The 22,211-nt window shown below is 68.7% G+C and carries 20 protein-coding genes and 1 riboswitch; of the genes, 11 read left to right on the forward strand and 9 right to left on the reverse strand.

Annotated elements, in window-relative coordinates; translation table 11 throughout:
• Positions 1-8: 8 nt before the first annotated feature.
• A complete protein-coding gene (locus SJY11_RS23300) occupies positions 9-2,255 on the forward strand; it encodes a xanthine dehydrogenase family protein molybdopterin-binding subunit (protein ID WP_376989091.1) in 2,247 nt (748 codons plus the stop codon).
• A gap of 178 nt (positions 2,256-2,433) precedes the next feature.
• On the opposite strand, the gene SJY11_RS23305 is transcribed toward SJY11_RS23300, so the two are convergent.
• Positions 2,434-2,673 (reverse strand): hypothetical protein, encoded by a 240-nt coding sequence (locus tag SJY11_RS23305; protein WP_376989092.1) that lies wholly within the window; start codon positions 2,671-2,673, stop codon positions 2,434-2,436.
• 111 nt (positions 2,674-2,784) lie between these two features.
• On the opposite strand from SJY11_RS23305, the gene SJY11_RS23310 reads away from it, so the two are divergent.
• On the forward strand, positions 2,785-4,023 hold the full coding sequence (locus SJY11_RS23310; protein WP_376989093.1) for an MFS transporter: 1,239 nt from the start codon (positions 2,785-2,787) through the stop codon (positions 4,021-4,023).
• A gap of 25 nt (positions 4,024-4,048) precedes the next feature.
• Positions 4,049-4,270: a hypothetical protein gene (locus tag SJY11_RS23315; RefSeq protein ID WP_069053748.1), complete on the forward strand. Its 222-nt coding sequence runs from the start codon at positions 4,049-4,051 to the stop codon at positions 4,268-4,270.
• Here SJY11_RS23315 and SJY11_RS23320 read toward each other — a convergent pair.
• From SJY11_RS23320 to SJY11_RS23345, 6 genes are all read right to left on the reverse strand, one after another.
• Positions 4,258-5,763: an ABC transporter ATP-binding protein gene (locus SJY11_RS23320; RefSeq protein WP_376989094.1), complete on the reverse strand. Its 1,506-nt coding sequence runs from the start codon at positions 5,761-5,763 to the stop codon at positions 4,258-4,260. The genes SJY11_RS23315 and SJY11_RS23320 overlap by 13 nt on opposite strands.
• Positions 5,763-6,599 (reverse strand): ABC transporter permease, encoded by an 837-nt coding sequence (locus tag SJY11_RS23325; protein WP_376989095.1) that lies wholly within the window; start codon positions 6,597-6,599, stop codon positions 5,763-5,765. The genes SJY11_RS23320 and SJY11_RS23325 overlap by 1 nt, the downstream gene beginning before the upstream one ends.
• A complete protein-coding gene (locus SJY11_RS23330; protein ID WP_376989096.1) occupies positions 6,596-7,588 on the reverse strand; it encodes an ABC transporter permease in 993 nt (330 codons plus the stop codon). Before SJY11_RS23330 ends, SJY11_RS23325 begins: the two co-directional genes overlap by 4 nt.
• Positions 7,585-9,138 (reverse strand): ABC transporter substrate-binding protein, encoded by a 1,554-nt coding sequence (locus SJY11_RS23335; RefSeq protein WP_376989097.1) that lies wholly within the window; start codon positions 9,136-9,138, stop codon positions 7,585-7,587. Before SJY11_RS23335 ends, SJY11_RS23330 begins: the two co-directional genes overlap by 4 nt.
• The gene (locus tag SJY11_RS23340) at positions 9,135-9,968 is read right to left on the reverse strand and encodes a class I SAM-dependent methyltransferase (protein ID WP_376989098.1); all 834 of its coding nucleotides are present in this window, start codon (positions 9,966-9,968) and stop codon (positions 9,135-9,137) included. The genes SJY11_RS23335 and SJY11_RS23340 overlap by 4 nt, the downstream gene beginning before the upstream one ends.
• A 127-nt stretch (positions 9,969-10,095) precedes the next feature.
• Positions 10,096-10,291: riboswitch (cobalamin riboswitch) on the reverse strand.
• Positions 10,292-10,378: 87 nt separating this feature from the next.
• A complete protein-coding gene (locus tag SJY11_RS23345; protein WP_376989099.1) occupies positions 10,379-11,605 on the reverse strand; it encodes a GTP-binding protein in 1,227 nt (408 codons plus the stop codon).
• Between the two features lie 143 nt (positions 11,606-11,748).
• On the opposite strand from SJY11_RS23345, the gene SJY11_RS23350 reads away from it, so the two are divergent.
• The 7 genes from SJY11_RS23350 (at position 11,749) to SJY11_RS23380 (ending at position 18,127) form a co-directional block, all read left to right on the forward strand.
• Positions 11,749-12,147 (forward strand): hypothetical protein, encoded by a 399-nt coding sequence (locus SJY11_RS23350; protein WP_376989100.1) that lies wholly within the window; start codon positions 11,749-11,751, stop codon positions 12,145-12,147.
• A gap of 267 nt (positions 12,148-12,414) precedes the next feature.
• Positions 12,415-12,888 carry a copper chaperone PCu(A)C gene (locus SJY11_RS23355; protein ID WP_376989101.1) on the forward strand — a complete coding sequence of 158 codons (474 nt, stop codon included), beginning with the start codon at positions 12,415-12,417 and terminating at the stop codon, positions 12,886-12,888.
• A gap of 19 nt (positions 12,889-12,907) precedes the next feature.
• Positions 12,908-14,023: an ABC transporter substrate-binding protein gene (locus SJY11_RS23360; protein WP_376989102.1), complete on the forward strand. Its 1,116-nt coding sequence runs from the start codon at positions 12,908-12,910 to the stop codon at positions 14,021-14,023.
• Positions 14,020-15,060, forward strand: a complete 1,041-nt coding sequence (locus SJY11_RS23365) for a FecCD family ABC transporter permease (RefSeq protein WP_376989103.1) — start codon at positions 14,020-14,022, stop codon at positions 15,058-15,060. The genes SJY11_RS23360 and SJY11_RS23365 overlap by 4 nt, the downstream gene beginning before the upstream one ends.
• The gene (locus SJY11_RS23370; RefSeq protein WP_376989105.1) at positions 15,057-15,839 is read left to right on the forward strand and encodes an ABC transporter ATP-binding protein; all 783 of its coding nucleotides are present in this window, start codon (positions 15,057-15,059) and stop codon (positions 15,837-15,839) included. The genes SJY11_RS23365 and SJY11_RS23370 overlap by 4 nt, the downstream gene beginning before the upstream one ends.
• A gap of 568 nt (positions 15,840-16,407) precedes the next feature.
• Positions 16,408-17,217, forward strand: a complete 810-nt coding sequence (locus SJY11_RS23375) for an alpha/beta fold hydrolase (RefSeq protein WP_376989106.1) — start codon at positions 16,408-16,410, stop codon at positions 17,215-17,217.
• Between the two features lie 4 nt (positions 17,218-17,221).
• Positions 17,222-18,127, forward strand: coding sequence for a sensor domain-containing diguanylate cyclase (locus SJY11_RS23380; protein WP_376989107.1), 906 nt, complete (start codon positions 17,222-17,224; stop codon positions 18,125-18,127).
• Positions 18,128-18,280: 153 nt separating this feature from the next.
• Here SJY11_RS23380 and metC read toward each other — a convergent pair whose 3' ends face one another.
• Positions 18,281-19,450: a cystathionine beta-lyase gene (gene metC / locus SJY11_RS23385; protein ID WP_376989108.1), complete on the reverse strand. Its 1,170-nt coding sequence runs from the start codon at positions 19,448-19,450 to the stop codon at positions 18,281-18,283.
• A 113-nt stretch (positions 19,451-19,563) separates the two neighbouring features.
• Positions 19,564-20,442, reverse strand: coding sequence for a LysR substrate-binding domain-containing protein (locus tag SJY11_RS23390; protein ID WP_376989109.1), 879 nt, complete (start codon positions 20,440-20,442; stop codon positions 19,564-19,566).
• 293 nt (positions 20,443-20,735) lie between these two features.
• On the opposite strand from SJY11_RS23390, the gene SJY11_RS23395 reads away from it, so the two are divergent.
• Positions 20,736-22,211, forward strand: coding sequence for an alkaline phosphatase family protein (locus tag SJY11_RS23395; RefSeq protein ID WP_376989110.1), 1,476 nt, complete (start codon positions 20,736-20,738; stop codon positions 22,209-22,211).

The raw sequence follows: 22,211 nt of genomic DNA on the forward strand, positions 1-22,211 counted from the left end.
TTCCGATCATGCTGAAGAACGACCTTCATGTCGGCTCGCCCCGCAGCCGCGTCGACGGACCCGCCAAGGTGACGGGGCAGGCGACCTATGCGGCCGAGTTTACGGCCGCCGACCTCGCCCATGGCTACATCGTCGAGAGTGCGATCGCGCGCGGGCGGATCCTGTCGATCGATACCGCCGCAGCCGAGGCCCTGCCCGGCGTCGTCAGGGTCTTCACCCATGAGAACCGGCCGAAGACGGCCTGGTTCGACTACAAATACCGCGACATGGTCGCCCCTCCGGGCGCGCCCTTCCGGCCGCTCTCCAGCGACGAGATCCAGTATAGCGGGCAGCCGGTCGCGCTGGTCGTGGCGGAGAGCTTCGAGGCCGCCCGAGAGGCGGCAGGCCTTGTCGGCGTGTCCTATGAGCGCCAGCCGCACGAGACCGATCTCGACCGCGCCCGGCACGACAGCTACGAGCCGCCGAAAAAGCGCAACGGCATCGCGCCACCGCCCGCCCCGCGCGGCGACGCGCAGCAGGCTTTCGCAGCCGCGCCGGTGCGGATCGCCGGCGAATACGCCATCGCCAGCGAGCACCACAATCCGATTGAGCCCCACGCCACGACGGTGGTCTGGGAGGGCGGCGGCAAGCTCACCGTCCACGACAAGACGCAGGGCGTCCAGAACAGCCAGGCCTATGTCACCAACGTCTTCGGGCTCTCCGGGGACGATGTGCGCGTCGTGTCGCCTTTCGTCGGCGGCGGCTTCGGCTCGGGCCTGCGCCCCCAGCACCAGCTCTTCCTCGCGGTCATGGCGTCGCTCGCCCTCGAGCGCTCGGTGCGCGTCGAGCTGACGCGCCAGCAGATGTTCGGTCATGTCCACCGGCCTGAGACCGTCAACCTGGTCTCGCTGGGGGCGGGCGAGGACGGCAAGCTGCACTCGATCCAGCATCAGGCGATCGCGGCGACCTCGCGCTTCGAGGACCATCAGGAGGTGGTGGTGAACTGGTCGGGCCTGCTCTACCCGGCCGAACATGTCGATCTGCGCTACGAACTGGCCAAGCTCGACACCTACACGCCCGGCGACATGCGTGCGCCCGGCGCACCGCTCGGCGTCTTCGCCCTGGAAAGCGCGATGGACGAACTGGCGGTGGCTACGGGCGTCGACCCGGTCGAGCTGCGCCTGCGCAACTATGCCGAGCGGGACGAGAACGACGGCAAGCCCTTCACCTCGAAGGAGCTGCGCGCCTGCTATCGCGAGGGTGCCGAGCGCTTCGGCTGGAGCCGGCGCGATCCACGGCCAGGCTCGATGCGGGAAGGGCGCGAGCTGATCGGTTGGGGCATGGCGAGCGGCGTCTGGGAGGCCAACATGATGAAGACCTCGGCGCGGGCGACGCTCACCGCCGACGGCCGTCTCGCCATCGCCTGCGCCACCTCGTACATCGGCACCGGCACCTATACGATCTTGGCCCAGATCGCCGCCGATGCGCTCGGCCTGCCGATGAACGCGGTCGACGTCGCGCTCGGCGATTCGACGCTGCCTGAGGCGCCCGTCCAGGGCGGGTCCTGGACCGCGGCCTCGGCCGGCAGTGCCGTCGCGGCGGCCTGCGGCAGCCTGCGCGCGGCCCTGCTGACGCGTGCCACGGCCGAAGGCTCCCCGCTCGCCGGCGCCGGGGCTGACGACGTGATCTTCGAGGGGGGCCACGTCCGAAGCCTGAAGGAACCCTCCCATGTCGTGACGCTGGCGGATATCGTTGCCGCCAGCGGTCAGGACCGGATCGCGGCGACCGAGTCCGCAGGCCCCGGGCTGATCGGCATGATGCTGCCCAAGAGCCACTCCTCCTATACGCATTCGGCGGTCTTCGCCGAGGTCAGGATCGACGAGGAGCTGGGGGTGTTGCGGGTGACGCGCATCGTCAACGCCGTCGCGGCCGGGCGCATCCTGAACCCGAAGACGGCCCGCAGCCAGATCCTCGGCGGCGTCGTCTGGGGGATCGGCATGGCGCTGCACGAGGAAACCCTGACCGACCATCGCCTCGGCCGGATCATGAACCACTCGCTCGCCGAGTACCATGTGCCGGTCAACGCCGACATCCACGACATCGAGGTGATCTTCGTCGAGGAGCGCGATGAGAAGACGAGCCCGATCGGCGTGAAGGGGCTGGGCGAGATCGGCGTGGTGGGAACGGCAGCGGCCATCGCCAACGCGGTCCATCACGCCACCGGAAAGCGCATCCGCAGCCTGCCGATCACCATCGACAAGATCCTGCAGGGTTAGCGCCGCGCGGGAACAGCGCCCGCAGCGCTGCGCCTCCACGCCGGGACACCGCCGGCTTGCGTCCCGCGCCATTTCCGGGTGGCGTGCATCGTGCTGTTATGCTCGCGACTCGGGCCGTCGCGGCCCGAGCCGGATCGAAGAGATTGCGTATGGAGCCCGCCCTGCCCTCCGGCCTCGATCAGCTCGCCGCCCTCTCGAAGCTGTCGATCGCGGCGCTGGCGAGATCCCCGACCGACTGCGAGCCGTCCGCCATCAGGCGGACGACGATGCCGCCGAGCCTGGCCCTGGCGGCTTCATCATCGTCACGGAAGCGACCTTTTCCGGACAGAACCGCCCAGGCCCGCGCCTGCACGGCCTCAGCGACGAGAAGCTCCTTCGAATTCAGAACTCCGGGAAAGCGGAAATCGTTGGTCTGCATAGGCGTAGCCTTCATCGTTGAGAGCGCGAGATATGGTGCGGGACGCCCCGCGCAAGGTCGCTTTCCCAAGGTCATGGTCCGGTTTCCGCACCCGATGCCGGGCGTGGCCCCATGACGACGCAGAAGCCCGCGACGGGTTCCTTCGCCGCATTGGGAGCCATCGTCTCGGGGGCCCTTCTGCTGCAGCTCGCGGGCACCATCGTCAACACGGTGGTGCCGCTGCGCATGGCGATCGCCGGGCAGCCGCCGCTGCTCATCGGCCTCGTGGCCTCGGCCTATTCCGTCGGCTTTCTGATCGGCTGCTTCGCGATGCCGTCGCTGGTGCGCCGGATCGGGCATATCCGCGCCTTCGCCGTCTTCGCCGCCCTCCAGGCGGCGGCGACGCTGAGCTTCGCGCTCATCCCCGAGCCCTGGTGGGGCGGCCCGCGCCTGCTGATGGGGCTGGCCGCGGCGGGCCATGGCATCTGCATCGAAAGCTGGATCAGCGGGCAGGCCAGCGGGGCAAGGCGCGGGCGCATCTTCGGCGTCTACCAGCTGCTCAACCGGGTGGCGATGATCGGCTCGCAGATCGGCGTCGGCTATGTCGCCATCCAGTCGCAGAACGTGTTCCTGCTCGCCAGCATGGTGTTCTCGATCGCGCTGATCCCGGTGGCGCTGACGCGGGCGCGCGGGCCGGAGTCGAGCGACGTGGTCGCGGTGGGCCTGCGCGCGCTCTGGCGGCAGGCGCCCGCCGCCGTGGTTGGGTGCCTCTATGTCGGGCTGGTCAGCGGCCCGCTGACGAGCGTGATCCCGGCCTATGGCATCCTCGCCGGGCTCAACCAGCGCAACACGATCCTGCTGACGGCGGGAATCCAGGTCGGCGCGCTGCTGATGCAATGGCCCATGAGCCTGCTGGCCGACCGCGTCGCCAGCCGCCTGATCATGCTGGTCGCGGCCAGCCTCGTCACCGCGACGGCCGCGACGCTGCTGGTGATCCAGGCAGCCGATGTGGCTCAGGCACGTGTGTGGCTGTTCTCGCTGTTCGCGCTGATCGGCGGGTGCAGCATCCCGCTCTACACGGTGGCCGTCACCCATGCCTATCTGCGGATCGGCCGCGAGCAGGCGGTGGGGCTCTCGGCCCAGCTCCTCTTCCTGTGGGGTACGGGCGCGGCGGTCGGGCCTGTCGTCGCGACCGGCCTGATGCAGGCCATGGGCGCGCGCGGGATGCTGGTCTATCTGATGGCGCTGTCCGCCCTGGTCGCGATCTACATCACCCTTCGGATCACCCGGAAGCCGTCCCCCGTCTTCGTGGACGGCGAGCGGGCCTCGGGCGGACCGACGATCCCCGAGATCGAACTGACCAAGCGCTAGCCGCACCGCCGCAGAGGAGCCGTCCTTGTCGAGCACCCCCTATTACGATGGCGTCGTCATCGACCAGACCGACCGCAGCGCGCCGCTGGAGATCGAGTTCGGCCGCTCGAGCGACTGGCAGGACGAGAACCTGATCTATCTCGTCGTCGATGGCCGACCGCTGATCATGGACGATGCGACGGGCCGCCAGATCTACACGGCGATGATGAAGCTCGGCGCCTATCTCGGCTACGATCAGGCGCCCTGAAGGCCCCGGGCGAAGCCCGGCAGGGTCGTCGTCCCCTCGCCCGCGCCGATTTCGAGCACCTCGTCGGCGGTCGCCGCCAGCAGCGCCCGGTCATGGCTGATGAGGACGAGGCCGAGGCTCTCGCTGGCGACGATCTCCGCCAGCAGCGCGATGGCTTCGCGCTGGACCAGCGGGTCGAGGCGCGAGGTCGGCTCGTCGGCGACGATCAGCGCCGGCTTCAGCAGCAGGATGCGCGCCAGCGCCAGGCGCTGCGCCTCTCCGCCCGAGACCTCGCCGGGGCGCCGCCCGAGCAGCTTGCGATCCAGCCTCAGCCGCTCCAGCAACGGCGGCAGCGCGTCGTCGAGTGCCGGATCCGGCACGACCTCGGCGAGATCGGCGAACTGGCGCGCGAAGCTGCGTCCCGGCAGGAAGACGCTGGCTGGATCCTGGTGAAGCTTCTGGTAGCGCTGGCGCAGGCGGCGCGCGCCACTGCGATCGCGATAGGGATCGACGCCCTGCCAGTTCACGGCTCCGGCCAACGGCGGCTGCAGGCCGAGCAGGATGTTGCCGAGCGTAGTCTTGCCGCAGCCGCTGCGCCCGGTGAGCCCGAGGATCCCGCCCGGCGGGATATGGACGTCGACACCGGAAAACAGCGGCTCCGCGCGGCTGAAGCCGAAGGACAGCCCATGCGCGGAGAGGACCGGCGCCTCAAGGTCGCAGCAGCGCAGGCAGGGACGCCAGGTCGAGGGGTCGGCGGCGAGCCAGGCGCGCGTATAGGGATGGTCCGGGGCCGCGAAGACGGTGTCCGCCGGGCCCTGCTCGACGATGCGCCCATCGCGGAGCACCGCCAGTTGTCCGCCGAGAGCGCGCGCCAACGCCACATCATGCGTGATCACGAGCAGCGCGCGTCCGGCGCCGCCGAGCGAGGCGAGCAGCGAGGCGGACTGGGCGACGCGCGCGGCATCGAGCCCCTTGGTCGGCTCATCGGCGACGACCAGCGGCGCGCGGCCGACCAGCGCGGAGGCGACGAGGACACGCTGGGCCATGCCGCCGGAGAGTTCGGCCGGAAAGGCGCGCGAGACGCGCGGTGGCAGATCGACCGCGGCCAGCGCCTCCTGCGTCGTCAGCCCGTGACCGGCCTCGCCGTGCCGCGCCGTGCCGTCGCGCGCCCCGGCATCCCAGAGCTGCGGCGCAATCCGCATCGTCGGGTCGAGCGCGGCGCGCGGCTCCTGCGGCAACAGCAGCGTCTCGCGCGACCAGAGCAGCCGCAGCAGCCCGGCCTGGCTGGCCTCGACCGGTGCATGCCCGTTGATGGCGATGCTGCCGCTGGCGGAGAAACCGGCCGGCAGGAGGCCCATCACAGCCTGGGCGATCAGGCTCTTGCCGCTGCCGGTCTCGCCGATCAGGAGCAGCACGGAGCCGGCCTCGAGCGTCAGGTCGACATCGCAGACCAGAGCGGTGCCGCTCCGGTCCCGGATCGTCAGTCCCGAAAGGGCCAGTGCGGGCGCGGTCATCACATCTCCTCCGGCATGGTGGGCGGCTCGGCGAGAGCCTGGCCGAGCAGCGTCGCCCCGAGCACGGCGAGGAAGATCGCCAGGCAGGGCGCCGCCATCTGCACCGGCGCCTCCGCCAGATAGGGCAGGAGTTCGCTGATCATCGCGCCCCATTCGGGCGTCGGCGGCTGCAGGCCCAGCCCGAGGAAGCCGAGCGAGGAGATCGACATGATCGCGGCGCCGAGCCCCAGCGTCGCCAGCGTCACCGTCTGGCGGAGCACCGGCGGCAGGACATGGCGGCGCAGGATGGTCAGCGCGGGGAAGCCGGCGAGACGCGCCGCCTCGACATGGGGCTGCGCCAGCTCGCCGATGGCGATGGCGCGGGCCATGCGCGCGAATTGCGGCCAGAGTGCGAGCTTGATGCCGATCAGCATGGGCAGGACGCCGCCGCCGAGGAAGCCGGAGATCAGCAGCGCCAGCAGGATGCCGGGGAAGGCGAGCATCAGGTCGGCGAGGCGCATGATCGCGATGTCGGCGACGCGGCCGGCATAGGCCGCCACGAGCCCGAGCGCGACGCCAACCCCGGTGGCGAAGCCGACGCAGGCGACGGCGATGCCGAGCGAGCGCAGGCCGCCATGGAAGAGGCGGGCGGCGATGTCGCGGCCGAGATGGTCGGTGCCGAACCAGTGCTGCGCGCTCGGTCCCTCCAGCGTGCGGACGAGGTCCTGCACGGCCGGGTCATGCGGGATGACGAGCGGGCCGATCACCACCAGCGCCGCGAGCCCGCCGAGCAGCAGCAGCGGGGCGCCGAGCGGACGGCGGATGCCGGCACGCGGAGGCGACAAAGCGAGCGTCATGCGCCACGCCCCGCAAGACGGCGCGGATCGAGCCCGATGCAGGTGAGATCGGCGAGGAGATTGACCGCCGCATACATCAAGCCGACGACCATGCCCGCGCCCATGATCATCGGCACGTCGCGCGCCAGCAGCGACTTGACGAGCAGGTCGCCGAGGCCGGGATAGTTGAACAGCGTCTCGACCACGACGAAGCCGTCGACGACATAGGCGAATTGCAGGGCGGCGAAGGTCGCCACGGGAATCGCCGCGTTGCGCACGCCATGATGCAGGAAGGCGGAGCCGGCGCTGCGGCCGCGGATGCGCGCAAACGTCATGTAGAAGGCGCCGCGGACCTCGACCACCGCATTGCGGATGATCCGCACCGAGAAGGCGGCCAGCCCCAGCGCCAGCGTCAGCGCCGGCAGCACCATATGCGCGCCGGTGCGGAACCCCGCCGGCGGCAGCCAGCGCAGGGTGAGCGCGAAGAGCGAGATCAGACCGATGCCGACGAGGAAGCTCGGCATCGAGGCGAGCGCCACCGCCAGCGCATTGGTGCCCCGGTCGAGCCAGCCGCCCGGCCGGAAGCCGCAGGCGATGCCGAGCGGCAGCGCGATGGCGTAGGAAAGCAGCCAGCCGAGCGCGCCGAGCCCGAGCGTGAAGCGGCCATGCTCGGCGAGCTCCCGCCAGACCGGCTGGCGCGACACCAGCGAATGGCCGAGATCGCCCTGCGCCAGGCGGCCGATCCAGCTCACATATTGCGCCAGGAGCGGCCGATCCAAGCCCTCCTGCTCGCGCACTCGCGCGACAGACTCCGCCGTGACGCGGTCGTCGCCGCTGCGGGCGGCGGCGATGCGCAGGGCCGCATCCCCCGGCAGCGCCTGGACGAAGGCGAAGCAGAGGCTGGCGAGGACGAGCGCCGTGAGTACCGCCTGCACCAGCCGCGAGGCGACGATGTGCAGCACGATGCCCGCCGCACCGCCGGGCCAGAACGAAGACCGGGATGCACTCACGACGCGATCGTGACCTTGTCGAGGAAGTAGCGCTGCTCGAGCGGGTCCGTGACGAAGCCGGAGACCCGTGGGTGGACGGCGACGATCTGGTCGTACCAGGTCACGGGGATGATCGGCAGCTCCTCATGGATGATGCCGGCGATGGCGCGCCTTGCCGTGGCGCGGCGTCTGTCGTCGGCCTCGGCGAGATAGCGCGCGACCTCCTGCCTCAACCCATCATGGCGCCAGTTCGTGGTGCCCGTCGAGCCCGGCGCGATGCTGTCGGCGGCATAGTCCAGCGCGATGGTACCGATCGGGTCCGGTACGATGACGAGATTGCGCGAGCTGAGGCCCAGTTCGAGCGAACCGTCCTTCTGCGCCTCGAAGATCGCCTGCGCCTCGCCGACGCTGATGGCGAGATCGAAGCCGATCGCGCGCAGCTGCGCCTGCATCGCGGTGGCGATCACCGGCAGTTCCGGCCGGTTGGGGAAGGTGCGGACAGTGCCGGCGAAGCGCACGCCGCCCTTGGCGCGGATGCCGTCGGCGCCGCGCGGCCAGCCGGCGGCGTCGAGCAGGGCATTGGCGGCCGTGACATCCTGCCGGAGCGGGGCCAGATCGGCGAAGTGCCATTCGGCGAGCGTCCGCGGCAGGTACTGGGTCGCCGCCAGCGCCTTGTTGCGCATGATGCCCGCCGCGATGCCCTCGCGATCCAGCGCCATGCTGAGCGCACGGCGCACTGTGGCTTCGGCGAATTGCGGCTTGGCGCAGTTCAGCATCAGGATGTTGGTGCGCGGAATGATCACCCGCTCGATCGTCATGCCGGCCGACACCGCGCGGCTAACGCCCTGCGCCGCCAGGTTGAAGACGATGTCGGCATCCTTGGCGATGGCGATGTTGGTGCGGGTGTCGCCGTTGGGGACCGCGTCATAGCGAGCGGCCGCGACGTGCGGCTTATCTCCCCAATAGGCTTCGTGCCGGAGCAGCGCCAGGCTGCGGGGCAGCTCGGCCGCGCCGATCTTGAAAGGGCCCGTGCCGATGACGGCCCGCACGCGACCTTCGCCGTCGAAGGCGCCGGGCGCCAGCAGCGCCGCCGAGTTGTCGACCAGATAGGACAGAAGCGGGCCGAACGGTTTGTCGAGCTTCAGCACGAGGTCCTGCCCATCTGCATGGACGGCGGCGATGCCGGCACGCTTCAGATAGAGCGACTGCGGCAGCAGCCGGTCGAAGGACGCCTTGGCGGCGGCGGCATCGAGCCGCGTGCCGTCATGGAACACGGCGTCGCGCAGCCGGAAGCGCCATTGCAGCCCGTCGTCGCTGACGCTCCATGACTGGGCCAGGCCCGGCGCGATGCGCCCGTCCGGCAGCGAGGCGACGAGCGTCTCCGTGATGCCGGCGCGCGAGTAGGTGAAGCCGGCTTCTCCGAGTTCCAGCGTCTTGAATTCCCAGGGCTGGGCGACGCGCAGTTCGGCCGGTCCCGCAGCCTGGGCGAGGTTCGGGCGCGCGGCGAGCGCGGCCGCGCCGGCGAGCGCCCCTGACAGGAGGGCGCGACGGTCGAGGGGCGTGGACATCATCGGGAGGCTCCGGGGGTATTGGCGGCGAGCGTCGGCTTGCGGGCCGAGAGGATGAAGGTGTCGTCATAGGTCGCGAGCAGCCGCAGCCGCTCGCTCCAGGAGGCGGAGGCGAACTGGCAGCGCCTGACTCCGGTCAAAGGTCCGATGCGGATGGCGACGAAGCCGGCGGCCGACGCCAGGGCGACGAGGGCGGGCGCCTTCAGCCCGTCGCGGAAGAAGACGCCGCGCATGATCCGCCGATGCGCCGCCTCGTCCCAGAGACGTGGCGCGGCCGTCAGCCGGTCGACCCTGCCCGACAGGCGCTGCAGCAGCCTCGCCCTCCGCGAGCGGTTGACCCAGTCGCCATCGATCACGACCAGCGCCCCGCCGGGCTTCAGCACGCGCAGCCAGTCCGCAAGGGCGGCCTGCGGATCGACCAGCGTCCAGACGAGATTCCGGCAGATCACCAGGTCGTAGCGGGCGTCGGGCATCATCGTGTTCTCGGCATCGCCGAGATGAAACCGCACGGCGGAGCCACGGTGCTTGCGCTTCGAGCGCTCGATCATCGCCTCGCAGAGATCGAGAGCATCGACGCTGCAGCCGAAACCGAGCAGCACCCGCGTGACCTCGCCCGTGCCGGAGGCGAGCTCGAGCACACGGTCGCCGGGGCCGATCGGGGCATGGTGCGCGATCAGTCTCGACCAGGCGTCGAACTCGCCGCGCGACCTGATCTTGTGGCCATAAGAGAGATCGAAGGTCTCGGCGCGCTTGCCCCAATAGGTTCGAATCTCGTCCTTCAGGCCGAAATTCGAACCCGCTTGCGCGGCGTCTAGGGTTGGTTCCTGCAGCATCCGTCACCGGGCTCCCGCGAGCGGGGAGCGGTCGGTGCTGTGGCGCCGTTGCGTTCCGGACGCGCGAAAAACCCGCGCGGGAGAGCGACCGTCATCAGAGCTCCTTCCGGGGCACCCCGCCCGGTCGATTGGCTTCACGACGTCGGCAGGTCTCCTGGCTCGCGGGTCGATGCTCCGTTCGGCCTTCCCGGGCGAACCCAGTGGCATGATCGAACGTCGCTCGCCGCTGACAGTTGCGGGGGCAGCTCCGGATTTGCGCCCTCGCAGGCGCTCACCGGATTCCCTTTTGATCCCTCTCGGGAACCGACGCGGCGAAAAGAGCATGCCGGCCGCTGCGCCGCAAGACAGAATGTCGCAGGCCATCGCGGGCGTGGCGCGGCGCCCGGCCTTTCCGAGATCGCGCATATGGCTCAGGCCGCCTGCCGGTCCCAGGCGGGGAAGGGATCCTCGAGCGCGAGCAGGCCCTGCGTCATACCGGTCGCCGGGCTGCCGGTCAGGCAGGAATCGAGCCTGGCGCGAATGGCCGCCTCGTCCATCTCCTGCGTGCCGATGAAGACCAGTTCCTGGCGGCGGTCGCCCCAGGTCTGCGACCAGTGTTTGCGCATCAGCGAGGCGAATTCCTCCGAGCGCGGCCAGCGCTCCTTGGGCACCGCGGCCCACCAACTGCCCATGCCCTCGGTGCGGGTGATGCGGCCGGCGAGCGAGTATTCGCCGACCCAGCGCGGCCGGGTCGCCAGCCAGAAATGGCCCTTGGCGCGGATCACGCCGGGCAGGCGCTGCTCCAGGAGATCGTAGAGCTTGCGCGGGTGGAAGGGCCGCCGCGCCCGGTAGACGAAGGAGCGGATACCGTATTCCTCGGTCTCCGGGACGTGGTCCTTGAAGCCGAAGAGCTCCTTGTGCCAGAGCGGGTGCTCCTGCGAGCGCTCCTCGCTGTAGAGCTTGGTGTCGAGCACGGCGGCCAGCGGCACGCGGCCGAAATCGGCCTCGACGATCCGGGCGTCGCCATTCAATCCGCGCACGACCTGGCGGACCTGCTCGCGCTGCTGCGGCGTCGCCTCGCCGATCTTGTTGATCACGACGACGTCGGCGAATTCGATCTGCTCGACCAGGAGATCGACCAGCGTGCGGCCATCGCCCTCGCCGGCCGTCTCGCCGCGATCGGCCAGGAAGTCGCGGCTGTCGTAATCGGCGAGCAGGTTGAGCGCGTCGACCACCGTGACCATCGTGTCGAGCCGCGCGACATCGTCGAGCGACTGGTCGTTCTCGTCGCGAAAGGAGAAGGTCGCGGCGATCGGAAGCGGCTCGGCGATGCCGGTGCCCTCGATCAGGAGGTAGTCGAAGCGCTTCTCCGCGGCGAGCCGGCGCACCTCACTCAGGAGATCGTCGCGCAGCGTGCAGCAGATGCAGCCATTGGTCATCTCGACCAGCTTCTCCTGCGTCTGCGACAGGCCCGCCCCACCCTCGCGCACGAGGTCGGCGTCGATGTTGACCTCGCTCATGTCGTTGACGATCACCGCGACGCGCTTGCCCTCGCGGTTGTTGAGGATGTGGTTCAGCAGCGTCGTCTTGCCGGCGCCGAGAAAGCCGGACAGCACGGTCACGGGCAGGCGGCGGTCGATGAAGAGGGCGTCGGTCATGGCGGGCAGTCCCAGGAGAGAGTCGCGTTTGTTACAGTATAACATTACGCAGTTGTCAACGGCCCCGGCGGACAAGCCGCCGCAGCGTCCCCCCTTTGACAGGCCTCGTCCCGGTGCTAGGAAGCGAGCCGGGAGACCCGTCCTTGTCCGCATTCCGCCAAAACGCAGCATCTCGCCGTTGGGTCGCGATCATCGCGGCCTATCTGCTCGTGCTGCAGGCGGTCTTCACGGGGCTGGCCTCGGGGGCCCATGCCGCGAGCATGAGCCTCGATCGGTCGCTGGCGCTGGCGCTCTGCGCGCCGGGCGAGATGCCGGCGCCCTCGGCCTCCGACCAGGGCGCAGCCCAGCATGACCGGACGAGCTGCTGCGTGATCGGCTGCGCCCTGTCGGGCGGCGGCCTGCCCGCACCCGCCACGAGCTTCCTGCCGGTCGTTCACCGCCCGGTCGATCTCGTCGCCTTCGCGCGCCATCTCGACGCGCCGCAGGGCTATGTCGCCGGCCACTCGCCGGCCAATCCGCGCGCGCCCCCCGCTCTCGTCTAATCCAGACCCGGGCCGAGCCGGCGCAGCGCGCGCTTCGCGAACGCCGGCCGTCACGGCCGCGACGGGTTTCGCGCCCCGCCACCCCGGCAATCTCGCCAACGGCCGCGCTGACCCAACCCCTCCGTCTGCCCACCCGTCCCTGACCGCCTCGCGGTCCCTCTGCCGCGCTTCTTGAGCCGGCGATCTCCGCAGTCGCGCGCAACCCGCCCCGGCTGCGGCCCGACACAAGCTTCCACCCAAAGTCATCAACCTCTCGAGGAACCTGCCATGAACAAGCCCGTCCACTATCTCGCCGCCGCGATGCTGACCCTGACCAGCGTCGTGGCGCTGGCGCATGACTACTCGCTCGGCTCGCTCAAGATCGATCATCCCTGGACGCGCGCCACGCCGGGCGGCGCCAAGGTCGCCGGCGGCTATCTGACGATCCAGAACAGCGGCAGCGCGCCCGACCGGCTGCTCGGCGGCTCGTCCGAGATCGCCGGCCGCGTCGAAATCCACCAGATGGCGGTGAAGGACGGCATCATGACGATGCGGCCGCTGCCCGAGGGCCTCGAGGTCAAGCCGGGCGACAAGGCCGAGCTGAAGCCCGGCGGCTACCACATCATGTTCATGGAGCTGAAGCGCCCCCTGAAGGAGGGCGAGCGCGTCAAGGGCACGCTGCAGTTCGAGAAGGCCGGCACGGTCGCGGTCGAATTCGCCGTCCAGGGCGTCGGCGCCCGCGACACCGGCCACAAGCACTGACGCGAGAGAGGCGAACCCCATGCGTTTCTCGCTCAAATCGCTCATGGCCGGCGCGGCGCTGCTGGCCTCATCGCTGTCGGCGCTCGCCGCCCCCACCGAGATTACCGACGCGCTCGGCCGCAAGGTCACGGTCGATCTGCCGGTGAAGCGTGTCGCGGTGAACTTCAATTTCGAGGAGTTCACCGCGGTCGCCGGCGTCGAAGGCTGGCAGAAGGTCGTCGGCATCTCGCGCGCGCCCTGGGAAGGCTGGCGGCCGGTGATCTTCAACCGCTACAAGGCGGTGATCCCCAACCTCGCCGCAATGCCCGATATCGGCCACAGCGACGACAACAGCTTCAGCGCCGAGAAGGTCATCGGGCTGAAGCCCGACGTGCTGCTGATGTCGGAATGGGGCTACAAGGCCCTGGCCACCCAGATGCAGCAGATCGAGGGCGCCGGCATCCCCGTCGTCATCATCGACTACAACGCCCAGTTGCTCGAGCGCCATCTCGCCTCGACACGCGCGCTCGGCAAGGTGATGGGGGCGGAAGCCCGGGCCGAAGGTCTCGCGAACCTCTATGAGCGCGAATACAACGGCGTGCTCGCCCGCGTCGCGAAGGCAAAGGCGGCGGGCGCCCCCACCAAAAAGGTCTATGTCGAGCTCGGCCAGGCCGGGGCGGAGACGATCGGCAACACCTACAACAATACGATGTGGGGCAAGATCATCACCACGCTGGGGGCGCAGAACATTGCCACCGGCAAGATCCCCGGCCCCTGGGGACCGCTCAATGCGGAAGCGGTCATCGCCGAGAATCCGGACCTGATCCTGATGGCCTCGTCCTCCTGGGCGGGTCGGCCCAAGGCGGTCCGTACCGGCTACGACATCCCCGAGAGCGAAACCCGCGCCAGCCTGATGCCCTATGCGCAGCGCCCCGGCTGGGCCGGGCTCGCCGCGGTCAAGACTGGGGACATCAACGCCATCGAGCACGGCCTCGCCCGCACGCTCTACGACTTCGTGGCGATGCAATACATCGGCAAGCGGCTCTATCCGGAGCAGTTCGCGGATGTCGACCCGGTCGCATCCTTCCGGGCCTATCACAAGGCCTTCCTCCCGATCGCCTTCAGCGGCACCTGGATGCTGTCGCTCAAGCCATGAGCGCGATCTCCCTCACCGCGACCTATGCCGCGATGGGCGCGCGCCGCGTCGCGGTGCTCGCCATCGGCTCCGTCGCCATCCTCGTCAGCCTCGTGCTCGACGTCGCGACGGGGCCGGCCTTCCTGCCGGTCGGCGCCGTGGCGAAGTCGGTGTTCGGGCTGGCGCAGGACCACACGGTCGATGCCCTCGTCTGGTCGATCCGCCTGCCGATCGCCTTCGTGGCGCTCGTGGTGGGGGCGGCGCTGGGTCTGTCCGGCGCGATCATGCAGACGATCCTGAACAATCCGCTGGCGTCGAGCTACACGCTCGGCGTCTCGGCCGGGGCCGGCTTCGGTGCGGCGCTCGTCATCGTGCTGGGCGTCGCCATGCCGGTGCCCGAGGCCTGGGGCATTCCGCTGATGGCGTTCCTCTTCGCGGGCATCGCCTGCGCGGGGGTCTACGGCATCGGCCAGGCACGGGAATCCTCGCCCGAGATGCTGGTGCTGGCGGGCATCGCGCTGCTCTTCCTGTTCCAGGCTCTGCTGGCACTGCTGCAGTTCGTCGCCTCGCCCGAGGCGCTGCAGCAGATCGTGTTCTGGCTGTTCGGCTCGCTGCAGAAGGCGAGCTGGAGCAAGCTCTGGATCATTACCGTCGTGCTCGCCGCCTGCATTCCCGTGCTCACCGCCGATGTCTGGCGGCTGACCGCGCTCAAGCTCGGCGACGAGCGGGCTCGCGGCCTGGGCGTCGATGTCCGGCGCCTGCGGCTGCGCTCCTTCGTGCTGATTTCGGCGCTGACGGGCGTCGCAGTCGCCTTCGTCGGGACGATCGGCTTTGTCGGGCTGGTGGCGCCGCATATTGCGCGGATGCTCGTCGGCGAGGATCAGCGCAGCTTCCTGCCGGCCTCGGCGCTCTATGGCGCGCTGCTTTTGTCGCTGGCCTCGATCGCCAGCAAGACCGTGCTGCCCGGCGCGATCGTGCCGATCGGCATCGTCACCTCGCTGATCGGCGTGCCCTTCTTCGTCTGGCTGATCCTGCGCAACCGGAGGGCCTTCTGGTGAAGCTGACCGTCGATGGATTGAGCGTCCGCTACGGTGCGACGCAGGCGATCAAAGCGGTGGACGCCGCCGCCCATCCCGGCGAGTTTCTCGCCGTGATCGGCCCCAACGGCTCGGGCAAATCCTCGCTGGTCAAGGCCATCGCCGGGCTGGTGGCACATGAGGGTGTGGTCAGGTTCGACGGCTCAACCGTGCGGCCCGAGCGGATCGGCTACATGCCGCAGGACATCGGCGCACGCGCTGCGCTGACCGTGCTGGAGGCGGTGCTGCTCGGGCGTCTGGGGCGGCTGGGCCTGCGGGTGCGGCCCGAGGATCTCGCCGCCGTCGAGGCGGTTCTGGGCGAACTCAACCTGATGCCGCTCGCCTCGCGCTATCTCGGCGAACTCAGCGGCGGCCAGCGCCAGCTCGTCTTCCTGGCACAGGCGCTGGCCTCCGAGCCTGCGCTGCTCCTGCTCGACGAGCCGATCAGCGCGCTCGACATCCGCCACCAGCTCGAGGTGATGGAGATCGTGCTGCGCATGACCCGCGCGCGCGGCCTGACCACGCTGGTGATCCTGCACGATCTCAACATCGCCGCGCGCTTCGCCGACCGCGTGCTGGTAATGCGCTCGGGCCGCGCCGTCTGCTGCGGACAGCCCGAGGCGGTGATCGATGCCGCGATGGTCGCAAGCGTGTTCGGCGTCGAGGCGACCCTGTCTTCCGATCCGCAGGGGCGCCTGATCGTCACGCCACTGCGGGCGCTCGCGGCGGAGCGGGCGCATGCGGGGCGCGTCCTTGCATAAGACCGGAATGCCCGCCCTGAGGCAGGGCGTCCAGCCGTAAGAAGTGCTCTGCCTGGGCAGAGCACTGGATGGGTCGCCGCCGGACTTGACTTCAGCACGGGCAAGGTCGACCGAGACAGCACTAACGGCTCCCCGGTCGCCAAAAACGAAAATTCTTCGGTCACAATGAAGCTATTATTTTAACCCTATCGTAAGGTAATTTATCGAAGAAACTGTTCAAGGGCCACATGGAAGCAGCCTCACTTGGAGAACATATTCGGAACGGCTGTTCAGATAGAGGTATCGCGCCCTCCGCGTACCATTTGATTTTATAAATTCCCTGATATGCTCTTGAAAATCTCGATATCAAATCGCGCGTCGATGGCTACGAAGGGCATCTTCATGAATCATCCAGAGGGTGGGGGCTCTCAGCGGGCGGATCGACGGGATTTCGCCCATCGCGTATGGCGGGCGTTCGCGGCACGCAGCTCCGCCCTGAGGGCGGCCACCAGATGATGCGCCAGCTTGATCCCACGCTCGGGCTGCCCGGCGGCAGACCATTTGAGAAATGCCGCCGAGGAGTTGAGCCATGACCATTGCTTCGCGCAACAATGTGAAAGTGATCGGCTCAGGCCATAAAACCATCGTGATGGCGCACGGCTTTGGCTGCGACCAAAATATGTGGCGATTTTTGACGCCGTCTTTTACATCTGACTATCGTATCGTGCTGTTTGACTATGTTGGCAGCGGAAGATCTGACGCCAATTCATTCAAGGTTGAACGTTATTCAAATCTGGATGGCTACGCACAGGACGTGATCGAGGTCTGCGAGGCTCTGGATTTGCGCGATGTGCTCTTCATCGGACATTCGGTCTCCGCGATGATCGGGCTGATCGCCGCGATCAGGGCCCCGGCGCTGTTTGGTCAGTTGGTCATGGTGTGCCCCTCCCCTTCGTTCCTGAACGATCCGCCAGACTACATGGGCGGCTTCGAGCATGAGGATCTGGAAGAGCTCCTGGCGCTCATGGATAGGAATTACATCGGGTGGGCACACTATCTGGCGTCGGCCGTGATCGGCACGGGGAATGACGAGGCCTTGATTGCCGAGCTTTCGGGGAATTTCTGTTCGACTGACCCGCTGTTGGCCAAGACCTTTGCCCGCGCGACCTTCTTTGCCGACTGCCGCAGTCTTTTGCCCGAAACGTCGCATCCGACGCTGATCTTGCAAAGCGAGACCGACAGTCTCGCCCCCTTGTCTGTCGGCAGCTATATGCAGGCCAGGATGCCGGGCAGTCGGCTGGAGGTGGTCCGGGCCAGCGGGCATTGCCTGCACATGACCCACGCCGCAGAGATCGCCGAAATCATCCGCGGCTTCTCTGACCAGCATTCAGGTCTTTGAGCGGGTGACCCCAAGTTTCGACGCATTGCCCGGCGGATGCCTCGTGACTGATCTGAACCGTGAGGTGCAGTTTGCCAATGCCTATCTGCATGAGGAATTGGGTGTGGCACCCGGCACCTTGGTCGGACGCAAAATCGAGACCTTACTGACTCCGGCCTCTCGGATCTTCTATGACAGCTACATCCAACCGATGCTGCTGCATGAGAGACGGTGCAACGAAGTTGATATCACACTGATCTCGGCCACGGGAGAGCGCATTCCCGCAGTGGTGAGCCTCCGCATCCTTGATGGCGACGGACAGTGCATCATCTGGTGCATCATGCGGGCGGACAATCGCAACGCGGTCTATCAAGATCTGGCTCAGGCCCGCGAGAACCTGAAAATTCAGGCTCAAGAGTTGCGCGACCTGTCCATCACGGATGCCCTCACCGGCCTGCCAAACCGACGCGAGTTCGAGCGGTTGGTCAATCGCGAACTGCAGGCCTCTGAACGACGCGGTTATGGGCTGTCGATCGTGATGATCGACATCGATCATTTCAAATCCATCAACGACGGCTTCGGGCACGCTTCGGGCGACGAGACTTTGCGCCAGTTTGGCGCGGCCTTGCGCGCCATCATGCGACAGGACGAGGTGGTGGCGCGCTACGGAGGTGAGGAGTTCATTGCCTGCCTCGTGGATTGTGATGGCGATGGGGCCGCAGCCTTTGCCTTGCGCGTACATGCCGCGGCCAGGACAGTTCTGCTGAATGCCCAGGCAGTCACCGTCAGCATCGGCGTCGCCATGTGGAGACCACAAAGCCCTGAGGCTCTGCCGGAATGGACCCGCCGGGCCGACAAAGCGCTTTACGCCGCAAAGGCGGCGGGCCGCAATTGCACGCGTTTCGCGGAGGACGGCAGCGTCCCCCCCTGATCCTTGCGCGGCGCAAAGCCGCGCGGCACTCGCTGGTTGATGAGGGCCCTCCCGCTAACCCGCTGGCTTGCCCAGCTTGAGTGCACCTTCCTGTCCGCAGCCGCCTGTTCAGACGCCCCTAGCGACTCGTCGATCCCGCCGGGCCAATAGGGGTTAGATCGGGTTCGAGGACATCCGCAGCAGCGCGTCGAGGTCGCTCCAGAGATCGTCCTCGTCCTCGAGCCCGATGCTGATGCGCAGCACAGGGCCCTCCTTCGTCCAGGGCACGACGCTGCGGTCGCCCTTCACCGCCATCGGCGCGATCAGGCTGCGGGTCCCGCCCCAGGAGGCGCCGATGGCGAATATCTTCAGCGCGGTCAGCGCGGCCTCCAGCACGCCGTCGGCGACCGGCTTCAGCACGAGGCTGAACACGCCCGAGGAGCGCCCCATGTCCCGCTTCCAGAATTCATGGCCGGGGCAGGAGGGCAGCGCCGGATGCAGCACCGTCTCGACCCCCGGCGAATGCGTCAGGCGCTTGGCGAAATCCTCCGAGACCCGGCCCATATGAGCGACGCGCAGCCCCATCGTCTCGATGCCGCGCAGGGCGAGCTGGCATTCGTCGGGCGAGATGCCGACGCCGTAGCCGCGCAGCAGCTCCTTCAGCTTCTGGCGCAAGCCGATGTCGGCGACGGTGATCGAGCCGAGCAGCAGGTCGGAATGGCCGCCGACATATTTGGTCAGGGCCTCGCAGGCGAAATCGGCGCCATGGGCGAGCGGCTTGAAGAGGAGCGGCGTCGCCCAGGTGTTGTCGCAGCCGACGAGGCAGCCCTTCGCCTTGGCGGCCCTGACGATGGCGGGCACGTCCTGCACCTCCATCGTGCCCGAGCCCGGCGACTCGACCCAGACCAGTTTCGTCGCGGCGTCGATCAGATCGGCGATAGCGGCCCCGATCAGCGGATCATAGACGCCGTAATCGATGCCCCGCGGCTTCAGATAGTCCTCGCAGAAGCTGCGCACCGGCGGATAGACATGGTCGGGGATCAGCACCCTGTCGCCCGGCATCAGCACGGCGAGCATGACCATGGTCACGGCGGCCTGGCCGGACGGCACCAGCACGGTGCGCACGCCACCATGCAGCGCGGTGAGTTGCGCCTCCAGCGTGCGGGTCGTCGGCGTGCCGTGGAGCCCGTAGGTGTAGCCGTCGAAGCCGCGATATTTGCGCGCCGCGAAGCTCGCCGCATCCTTGTAGACGATGGTCGAGGCGCGATGCGTCGGCACGGCCAGCGAGGCATAGCCCTCCTCGTTGACGGCCGGGTGGTGAACGCAGCGGGTCAGATCGTGCATTGTGGGAATCCCTTCGTGGGACCATGCGTAAGCGATCGCCGGAGTGCCGCAATCAGGTGGAAGGCATAAGACGATGCCCTGATGTTATGACTGCGACCGGTCCGTCCTGCGGCTCAGCGCTCCGCCATCAGGCAGTCGATGAAATCGCGCACCAGCTGCGATTTCGGTCGGTCGGCGGGCAGCAGCAGCACGCTCTTGCTGTGCACCGCCGGCTCGAAAGGCCGCAGCACGACCCGCGATTGATCGAAGCCCGCGATCGCATAGGGGCTGACCAGGCCGACGCCGACCCCTTCCGAAATCAGCGCGAAGACGGTGGCGGCATAGATCGTCTCGACGACGATGCGCGGCGGCGCAGCGCCTGACTCGGCGATGGCCAGGTTGAGCCGCTGGCGCGCCCGGTCCTCCGGCACATAGGCGACGAAGTCCAGCCCGGCGAGATCATGTGGCGTCACCAGGCTGCGCTCGGCGAGCGGATGGCCGAGCGGAATCGCGCAGAGCGCGCGCGGCGAGACGAAGGGCTGGTGGACGAGCCCGCTGACATCGACCTCGTCGGCGGCCAGCCCGAGATCGAACTCGCCTGCCGCCACGCCGTTGCGGACGTCGCGAGAGGGCAGCACCATCAGGGTCACCGCGGTGTCGGGGCGCCGTTCGCGGAAGCGCCTGACGGCCTTCGGCACCAGCGAGGAGCCCAGCGCCGAGAGCGAGGCGACCCGGATCTGGCCGGCGCCATGGTCGCGGATGCGGGCGGCGGCCGAGCGGATCTTGTCCATGCCGCGAAAGGCGGCCTGGACCTCGTCATAGAGCAGGCGGCCTTCCGGCGTCGGGACGATGCGGTTTCGCACCCGTTCGAAGAGCAGGAAGCCGACGGAGGCTTCGAGATCGGCGATGGTGCGGCTGACGCCGGGCTGGGTGACGCCGAGCAGTTCGGCCGCGCGCGAGATCGTGCCGGCCTTCATCACGGCGACGAAGATCTCGATTTGGCGGCTGTTCACGGCATGGCTCCGTCGGTCCCGCTCGCGGGGTTCGCGCCACGCAAACCACAGGCGGCGGCGCGCCGCAAATGCGGGATGGCCGCCGTCACGAGGCGGTCATCGACGCGGCGGTATCTCCCGCGCCATGATCACCCGTCCGACAATGCTCGAGCCGACCGCGCCATCGGCCAGCCGGTCTGCCGCACGGGACGACGGCGAGTTGCTTCTGTCGCATGGCGATTCCATCACCTGAAAAGCGATTGCCGACACGGCCTGACCCAGCTTTCATCGCCCCCAGCCTCCGGAACCCTGCCATGCCCGATCAGGACACTCCCCTCGCCGACCGCGTCGTCATAGCGGTCTTCGACGGCCTTCGCCCGGATATGCTCAGCCCGGAGCAGACGCCGAACCTGATGCGGCTGGCCGCGCGCGGCACCTGGTTCCGCCGGGCGCGCAGCGTCTTCCCCTCTGTCACGCGGGTCGCCACGACCTCGATCGCCACGGGCGCACCGCCCGGCGTGCACGGCATCGTCGGCAATGCCTTCCATCACCGCGAGGCGATTCCGGAGCGGATCTTCGACACCAGCGACGCCACGATGCTGCGCCGCGCCGAGGCTCATCATGAGGGGCGGCTGGTCGATGTCGAGACCATGGGAGACCGGCTGGCCAAGGCCGGCAAGCGGCTCGCGGTCGTCCATGTCGGCTCGCCCGGCTCGGCGCATTTCATCAACCCCCGCGCCCGCGCCAACGGACACTGGACGTTTTCCGTCCATGGCACGGGTGCCACCCAGACGCCGGAGGCGGTCGAGCAGGCGCTGGCTCTGCTCGGCCCGCTGCCGCCGCGAGAGACGCCGCGGATTTCCGAACTCGCCTATGGCGGCCGGCTGATGACGGAGCATGTGCTGCCCGTGCTGGCGCCCGATGTCGCGCTGATCTGGTTCAACGAGCCCGACACGACCTTCCATTATCGCGGGCTCGGCTCTGCCGAGGCCAAGGCCGGGCTGAAGGAGGCGGACCGCGCCTTCGGGACGATCCTGGACTGGGTCGAGGCGCAGCCGGATGCGGAGCGCATCGCGGTGATCGCCGCCTCCGACCACGGCCAGATCTCGACGGGCTCGGTCGAGCCGCTGTTCGATGCGGCCGTGGCCGCGGGCTTCAGCCTCAGCGCGAGCAAGGAGATCGGTGAGGCCGCCCTCACCGCGACCGGCGGCATCAGCGGCGAGATCCGCCTGCGCGACCCCGCCGATCGCGCAACGCTCGCCCGCATCGCCGCCTGGCTGATGGAGCAGCCCGCCATCGGCCATGTCCTGTCGGCAGACCGCAACGGCGTCGAGGGCCAGGTCGATGGCACGCTCTCGCTCGGACTGATGGGTGCCGGCCATGCGCGCCAGCCGGAGCTGATGTTCATCCTGAAATCCGGGCTCGACGCCGATCCCTATGACCTGCCGGGCCTGGGCGCGATGACGCCCGGCGACGTGCCGCTGGGCGGCGGCATGCATGGCGGCATCAACCCGCACGAGCTCAACACGGTGCTGATCCTCGCCCGCGGCGACGGGGAGGAGTCCGGCGCGGTCTCGCAGGAACCGGCCGGCATCATCGACATCGCCCCGACGGTGCTGGGACTGCTCGGGGTCGCGCCGGCCCCGACCATGGTCGGCCGCAATCTGGCGCTGCCGGCGCGCAGCGAGGCCCGGATCGCGCGTCATGCGGCCGGAACCGGCGCCTTCAGCCAGACGGTCGAGATCGTCGAGCAGGACGGCCGCCACTTCATCCTCGGCGGCGGGCAGTAG

Origin of the sequence: Allobosea sp. R86505 (genome assembly GCF_042466375.1) — a bacterium.
Classification (GTDB): domain Bacteria; phylum Pseudomonadota; class Alphaproteobacteria; order Rhizobiales; family Beijerinckiaceae; genus Allobosea.